The sequence below is a fragment of the Microvirga tunisiensis genome (assembly GCF_009296175.1).
Classification (GTDB): Bacteria; Pseudomonadota; Alphaproteobacteria; order Rhizobiales; family Beijerinckiaceae; genus Microvirga; species Microvirga tunisiensis.
On sequence record NZ_VOSK01000996.1, the window covers coordinates 1 to 555 of the forward strand.

The 555-nt window shown below is 59.5% G+C and carries 1 protein-coding gene; it reads right to left on the minus strand.

Annotated features, from left to right (window positions below):
- Positions 1-179: 179 nt before the first annotated feature.
- The gene (locus FS320_RS44900) at positions 180-398 is read right to left on the minus strand and encodes a hypothetical protein (RefSeq protein WP_152718832.1); all 219 of its coding nucleotides are present in this window, start codon (positions 396-398) and stop codon (positions 180-182) included.
- Between the last annotated feature and the right edge of the window lie 157 nt (positions 399-555).

Below are 555 nucleotides of genomic sequence, written 5' to 3' on the forward strand. Positions count from 1 at the left end.
AACGCGCCGGCTTGATCCGCCGTCAGCCCGGAGTGGCGCGAAGCATCGAGGTGTTGGTCGCCCCTGAAGGCCTGCCCCTCCTCCGCCATCCCCAACTCGTCAAATCCTCTGGGCCGAGGATCTAGTCTCCTGGGAGCCTCAACGCGGGCAAACAACCTGCGAGGAGAGGCAGTTCCGGATTAGACGCTAGGGCGCTCTGGACTCCAGACAAACACCTCCTCGCCAGTGTGATTCAGGATCCGCACGGCATCCGGCTTCTGCGGCATATCCAACGTCTCGAAGAGGGACAGGGCTCTCACTTTCACGTCCTCCAGATCCGCTGCGTCATGTTCAACCCGATCCAGGATCGCATGAGCTTCGTCTGTGCCACGCACCCGAAAGAACTCGATGACAAACATCACAGTGGCTCCATCTTGCTAAGGAACGGTATGTCTTCCAGGCAGCCTGTTCCTTGAGAGTGATTCCATACCTCATCTTCTTCGTTCGCTTTGTGAAGCGAGGCGGGAGGCCGACCACTTACTCCGCTCGTGGGAGCACCAGGGTTTGCTCCACGCC